At 64.5% G+C, this 6531-nt stretch carries 5 protein-coding genes; 2 read left to right on the top strand and 3 right to left on the bottom strand.

The window, feature by feature from the left end:
* The first annotated feature begins 373 nt into the window (after positions 1-373).
* Positions 374-3160, top strand: a complete 2787-nt coding sequence (gene ppc / locus Q7U29_RS10275; protein WP_304741019.1) for a phosphoenolpyruvate carboxylase — start codon at positions 374-376, stop codon at positions 3158-3160.
* Positions 3161-3212: 52 nt separating this feature from the next.
* On the opposite strand, the gene Q7U29_RS10270 is transcribed toward ppc, so the two are convergent.
* The 3 genes from Q7U29_RS10270 to Q7U29_RS10260 form a co-directional block, all read right to left on the bottom strand.
* Positions 3213-4127 (bottom strand): SDR family NAD(P)-dependent oxidoreductase, encoded by a 915-nt coding sequence (locus Q7U29_RS10270; RefSeq protein WP_304741016.1) that lies wholly within the window; start codon positions 4125-4127, stop codon positions 3213-3215.
* A 109-nt stretch (positions 4128-4236) separates the two neighbouring features.
* Positions 4237-5376: a thiolase gene (locus Q7U29_RS10265; protein WP_304741013.1), complete on the bottom strand. Its 1140-nt coding sequence runs from the start codon at positions 5374-5376 to the stop codon at positions 4237-4239.
* 5 nt (positions 5377-5381) lie between these two features.
* Positions 5382-5795, bottom strand: coding sequence for a Zn-ribbon domain-containing OB-fold protein (locus Q7U29_RS10260; RefSeq protein ID WP_304741010.1), 414 nt, complete (start codon positions 5793-5795; stop codon positions 5382-5384).
* Between the two features lie 243 nt (positions 5796-6038).
* On the opposite strand from Q7U29_RS10260, the gene Q7U29_RS10255 reads away from it, so the two are divergent.
* Positions 6039-6531, top strand: a 493-nt coding sequence (locus Q7U29_RS10255) for an amidase family protein (protein WP_304741009.1), incomplete at its 3' end; no start/stop codon positions are given.

Here is a 6531-nt window from a genome sequence, read left to right as displayed (position 1 = left end):
ATTACAAGGTGCCAAAACACGTCGAAATCCAGCAGACCCTGCCACGCGAGGATTCCGGCAAGATCTTCAAGCGCCGCCTGCGCGATCCCCATTGGGAGCGGGCGGGAAGGAAGATTTAACTTCCCGTCGTCCCGGACAAGTGAGCGTTAGCGAACGCCGATCCGGGACCCATAAGCCGTGCCGCCTCGTTGAGGCACGGGGGCAGACACCTTTGGTAAGACGATAAGCCGCGGCGTATGGATCCCGGATCGGCGGTCGCTGCGCTTCCTTGTCCGGGACGACGATGGATGGCAACGCCGCCATCTTTATCTTGCACTGCGGCAAAAAACTTGCACACTCCAGAACTGCCGGGCAATTTCTGGAGTAACCGACCATGTCACCCCAGATCGTGCCTTCCGACCCGGATTCGCGTCCCAACCGCAGCGAGGACATCGAGGCGGACGCCCGGCTTCGTGAGGACATCCGGCTGCTGGGGCGCATCCTTGGCGACACCGTGCGCGACCAGGAAGGCGCCGACGTGTTCGACCTCGTCGAGCGCATCCGGCAGACCTCGATCCGGTTCCACCGCGACGACGACAAGCCGGCGCGGCGCGAGCTCGAACTGATCCTCGACAGCATGTCGACCAGCCAGACCGTGCGCATCGTCCGCGCCTTCAGCTATTTTTCGCACCTCGCCAACATCGCCGAGGACCAGAACAACATCCGCCAGATGCGGACGCGCTCGACCGCCGGTGGCACACCGCGCCCAGGCACGCTGCCGCTGACCCTGGCACATGCCCGTGCGGCGGGCTTCAGCTCGGCCGACCTGCGCAAATTCTTCTCGGAAGCCCTGATCAGCCCGGTCCTGACCGCGCACCCCACCGAAGTTCGCCGCAAGAGCACGATCGACCGCGAGATGGAGGTCGCAGCCCTGCTGGACCGCCGCGAACGGGTGCAATTGACGCCGGAAGAGATTGAAGCCAGCGACGAGCAGCTGCGCCGCGAGGTGCTGACGCTGTGGCAGACCAATTTGTTGCGGCGGACCAAGCTCACCGTGCTCGATGAAGTCACCAATGGCCTGTCGTTCTACGATTACACCTTCCTGCGCGAGGTGCCTCGGCTGCACTGCGCGCTGGAGGACCGGCTGAACGAGGGCGACGCCGTCCGCGGCGAGTTGGCGTCGTTCCTGAGAATGGGCAGCTGGATCGGCGGCGATCGCGACGGCAACCCGTTCGTGACCGCCGAGGTGATGCGCGGCACGCTCAAGCTGCAGTCGAGCCGGGTGCTGCGCTTCTATCTCGAGGAACTGCACGTGCTCGGCTCCGAGCTGTCGATGGCAGCGCACCTGGCCGACGTCTCCAAGGATCTGCGCCATCTCGCCGAACGCTCGCCCGACAAGTCGCCGCATCGCAGCGGCGAGCCCTATCGCCTCGCGGTATCGGGCATTTACGCGCGGCTGACCGCGACCGCGCTGGGGCTGGATGTCGGCATCACCCGGCGGCCGGTTGGCGAAGCCGCGGCCTATGCCGATGTGGCGGAGTTCAAGACCGATCTCGATATTCTCTACCGCTCGCTGATCTCGAACAATTCGGGCGTGATCGCGCGCGGCCGGCTGCGGCTGTTGCGCCGCGCCGTGGATTGCTTTGGGTTCCACCTTGCCAGTCTCGACATCAGGCAGAATTCCGCCGTGCACGAGCGCACCGTCGCCGAACTGATCGACGCGGCGATGCCGGGCATGTCCTATCTGGCGCTGAACGAGGAAGCGCGGATCGCGCTGCTCGCGGGTGAACTGCGCAACGCCCGGCCGCTGACTTCCGCCTTCGTCAAATACAGCGAGGAGACATCAGGCGAACTCGCGGTGTTCCACGCCGCCGCCGAGGCCCATGCCAAATTCGGCAGCAACGTGATTCCCCAATGCATCATCTCGATGTGCAAGGGCATGTCCGACATGCTGGAGGTCGCAGTACTCTTGAAGGAGGCTGGGCTGGTCCATCCCTCCGGCCGCAGCTCGATCAACATCGTGCCGCTGTTCGAGACCATCGAGGATCTGCAGGCATCGAGCGGCATCATGGATCGCATGCTGGCGCTGCACGATTACCGCAAGCTGGTGGACAGCTGCGGCGCGGTGCAGGAAGTGATGCTCGGCTATTCCGACAGCAACAAGGACGGCGGTTTCGTCACCTCGGGCTGGGAGCTCTACAAGGCCGAGATCGGCCTGATCGAGGTGTTCGAGCGCCATCACGTGCGCTTGCGGCTGTTTCACGGCCGCGGCGGCTCGGTCGGGCGCGGCGGCGGGCCGAGCTATGACGCCATCATTGCGCAGCCTGGCGGCGCGGTGAACGGCCAGATCCGCATCACCGAGCAGGGCGAAATCATCTCCAGCAAATATTCCAACCCCGAAGTTGGCCGCAGCAATCTGGAAATCCTCGCCGCCGCCACGCTGGAGGCGAGCCTGCTGCAGCCGAGACACAGCGCGCCGCGGCGCGAATATCTCGAAGCGATGGAGCAGTTGTCGGGGCTCGCCTTTGGGGCCTACCGCGGGCTGGTCTACGAGACCGACGGTTTCGTGGAATATTTCTGGGCGTCGACCGTCATCACCGAAATCTCGACGTTGAACATCGGCAGCCGGCCGGCGTCGCGCAAGAAAACCCGCGCCATCGAGGACCTGCGCGCCATTCCCTGGGTGTTCAGCTGGGCGCAGTGCCGGCTGATGCTGCCGGGCTGGTACGGCTTTGGCAGCGCGGTGGAAGCCTGGATCGCCGATCATCCCGACAAGGGCATGCCGTTCCTGAAGGAGCTCTACCGGGAGTGGCCGTTCTTCCGCACGCTATTGTCGAACATGGACATGGTGCTGGCCAAAAGCTCGATCGCGATCGCCTCGCGCTATGCCGAGCTGGTGCCGGATACGGAGTTGCGCGAAAAGATTTTCGGCCGCATCCGGCGCGAATGGCATCTCTCGATCGAGACGCTGCTGGATATCATGGGGCAGGAGCGCCTGCTGCAGGGCAATCCTCTGCTGGAGCGCTCGATCCGCAATCGCTTCCCGTATCTCGATCCGCTCAACCACGTGCAGGTCGAGTTGTTGAAGGAGCACCGCGCGCAAAACCCCGACGAGCAGGTGCTGCGCGGGATACAGCTGACGATCAACGGGATTTCGGCGGGGTTGAGGAATAGCGGGTAATCGTCGTTCCCGCGAACGCGGGGACGACATGTTGATGCAGCGTGGTCTAAAGCTAGACCGGATCCCAGGGGAAAATATCCGCCGAGCGGTCGAGCTTGTAGAACGAACCCTTGAGCGCCGGCATGCCGTGTTCGGCGATGGTCTGCGGCGTCCAGCCTTCACTGCGATGCACCGAGCGCAGCGGCCGGTTCTGGCTGAACAGGAAGAGCTCGTTCATGCGTGCGCCGAAGATTTGCCCTGATACGTCCTTGGCGGCGTCGCTGAGCAGATAGGCGCAGATCGGTGCAATCTTCTCCGGGCCCATCTGCTTGATCTTCTCGACCCGCGCCTTCTCGGCTTCGGTCTCGGTCGGGATGGTGCCGATCATCCGGGTCCAGGCGAAGGGCGAGACGCAGTTCGAGCGCACGTTGAAGCGCCCCATGTCGAGCGCGATCGACTTCGACAGGCCGACGATACCGAGTTTTGCCGCGGCGTAATTGGCCTGGCCGAAATTGCCGATCAGGCCCGAGGTCGAGGTGAAGTGCACGAAGGAGCCGCTCTCCTGTTCGCGGAAAAGCCGGGCCGCGGCGTGGCTGACGTAGAACGAGCCCATCAAGTGAACCTTGATGACGGATTCGAAGGCATCGATGCTCATGCGGTGGAAGATGGCGTCGCGCAGGATGCCGGCATTGTTGACCACGCCGTCGAGCCTGCCATAGGTGTCGACCGCCATCTTGACGATCTTGCTTGCGGGGACCGCTTCCGCTACCGACTCGAAATTGGCGACCGCGGTGCCGCCGCGCTTCTTGATTTCTTCCACAACCTCCTCGGCGGGCGCGGCGCTGTTGCCGGCGCCGTCGGCGGCAACGCCGGGATCGTTGACCACGACCTTGGCGCCCTCGGCGGCACAGAGCAACGCGATCTCGCGGCCGATGCCGCGGCCCGCGCCGGTGACGATGATGACCTTATCCTGCAGTGATTTTGTCATGGGGTTCTCCTGTTGTCCTTCGTCATTCCGGGGCGATGCGAAGCATCGAACCCGGAATCTCGAGATTCCGGGTCTGGTCCTTCGGACCATCCCGGAATGACGAAGGTGATTACTTCTCGTTGGTAAAGATGATCGTGCCGGAGGCCGCGAACATGCCTCCGACGCCGTGGCAGACCGAGATTTTGGCGTCCTTGACCTGCGCCGGAGCGATACCGCGCATCTGCCGCACGCTCTCCTGCAGCGCGTACATGCCGTACATGCCGGAATGCATGTAGCTGAGGCCGCCGCCATTGGTGTTGAGCGGAAGCTTGCCGCCTGGGCGGGTGTTGCCGTCGGCGATGAACCTGCCGGTCTCTTCATGCGGCATGAAGCCGAGGTCGCCGAGGCCGTAGAGCGGCAGATGCGCGAAGGCGTCGTAGATCATCAGGTGGTCGACGTCCTTGTGGGCGATGCCGGCTTCCTTGAAAGCGAGGGGGCCTGCGGTGCGGAACGCGCGCGAACTGTCAAAGGTCTCCATCTGGCTGACCATCGGCGTTTCCACGCTCTCGCCGGTGCCGAGGATATAGACCGGCTTGTTCGGAAAGTCCTTGGCGCGGTCGGCTGAGGTCAGGATCAGGGCGCCGCCGCCGTCGGTGACGAGACAGCATTGCAGGATGCGGAACGGATAGGCGATCATCTTGGAGTTCAGCACGTCCTCGACCGTGATCGGCGCCTTCATCATGGCGCGCGGGTTCTTCGCGGCCCATTCGCGCTGCACCACCGCGACCATGGCGATCTGCTCATGGGTGATGCCGTGGGTCTTCATGTAGCGCAGCACGGGAATCGGGAACATGCTCGGCGGCCCGTAGACGCCGAACGGTGACTCGAACTGGCCATTGAGACTGTCCGGAGGCGTCGAGCGCGGCAGCTTGCCGATCATCGACTTGCCGCTCTCGGCATGCGTGATCAGCACGGTCTTGCACAGCCCGGCCTCGATCGCGGCGGCGGCGTGGCGGACATGCAGCATGAACGAGCAGCCGCCGACCGAGGTGCCATCGACCCAGGTCGGCTTGATGCCGAGGTAATGCGCGATCTGTTGCGGCGTCTCCACCGCGGTGGCGATGCCGTCGATGTCGGACAGCTTCAGGCCTGCATCGGCAATGGCGTTCAGCGCCGCATCCGCGTGCAACTGGATTTGCGACATGTTTGGAATGACGCCGAGCTCGGTGGTCTCGGCTGCGCCGACGACGGCGACTGCGTTTCTGCGCATGGTGCTTAGCCCTTCGCCGGACGGAACAGGGGAAGGGTGATCTTGTCGTCGAGCTTCTCGAACGCGACTTCCAGCTTCATGTCGAGCTCGAGCGCCTCCGGCGTCTGCGGGCAGTCGACGATGTTGCTCATCATCCGCGGGCCTTCCTCCAGTTCCACTACGGCAATGGCGTAAGGCGGGGTGAAACCGGGCGCGGCGGGGCGGTGGTTGATGACGTAGCTGTACAGCGTGCCCTTGCCGCTGGCCTTGAAGATCGAGACCTTGCGCGAGGCGCAGGACGGGCAGAACGGGCGCGGCGGAAAATAGACGTTGGCGCAGGCGTCGCAGCGCTGCAGCCGCAACTCGCCGGCGGCGGTGCCATCCCAGAAATGCTGGGTTTCCGGTGTCGGTTTCGGTCGCGCGCGCGCTGGCTCGGCCATATCGGTCATTTCCTCCATTGGGGCGCAGGCGGCGTGGCCCGCATGTTGCGGTCTTGATGCGACATTGACCATCTGGCGTCAACGGTCCAGCCACAACGTTGCATGGCCCTATTCCGGCACGCGCACTGTCGGTCTCCCGGCGGGCTTGCATGCCACCGCCAAAGCGCGCTTGCCTCGAGGATTGATCGGCCGCGCGCCGTGCTCCATAACATCTCCGCAACCTGGATGAAGCGAGCACGCGCCATGCCGAACGCCCCGACCCTTGCTGGACCAAGCCTTGCCGCACCGACCCTTGCCACGCTGGCCGACGATCTGGCCAGCGGCCGCACCAGCGCCCGCAAGCTGGTCGACGGCTGTCTCGCCAAAATCGCCGACAACTCGGGCGAGGGGGCGCGGGCTTTTGTCCGAGTCGACGCCGAAGCCGCAATCGAGGCCGCCGAGGCGATGGACCGGCTGCGTGAGATCAAGGCGGCGCCGTCGCGTTTCGCCGGCATTCCGGTCTCGATCAAGGACCTGTTCGACATCAGGGGCCAGGTGACCCGCGCAGGCTCCCGCGCGCTCGACGATTCAGCCCCGGCCGAGGTCGATGCATCAGCGGTGGCGCGGCTGCGCCGCGCCGGCTTCGTGGTGATCGGCCGCACCAACATGACCGAATTCGCCTATTCCGGGATCGGCATCAATCCGCATTACGGCACGCCCAAGGGCGCCTGGCAGCGCAACGTCGGCCATGTGCCCG

The organism is Bradyrhizobium sp. (assembly GCF_030654605.1).
Lineage (GTDB): Bacteria > Pseudomonadota > Alphaproteobacteria > Rhizobiales > Xanthobacteraceae > Bradyrhizobium.
This window is presented reverse-complemented; position numbering and strand designations above follow the sequence as displayed.

What these genes read in the sequence shown, in the direction of transcription:
- ppc (WP_304741019.1), top strand. Translation starts at nt 374, where the DNA reads ATGTCACCCCAGATCGTGCCTTCCGACCCGGATTCGCGTCCCAACCGC.
- Q7U29_RS10265 (WP_304741013.1), bottom strand. Translation starts at nt 5,376, where the DNA reads ATGCGCAGAAACGCAGTCGCCGTCGTCGGCGCAGCCGAGACCACCGAG.
- Q7U29_RS10260 (WP_304741010.1), bottom strand. Translation starts at nt 5,795, where the DNA reads ATGGCCGAGCCAGCGCGCGCGCGACCGAAACCGACACCGGAAACCCAG.
- Q7U29_RS10270 (WP_304741016.1), bottom strand. Translation starts at nt 4,127, where the DNA reads ATGACAAAATCACTGCAGGATAAGGTCATCATCGTCACCGGCGCGGGC.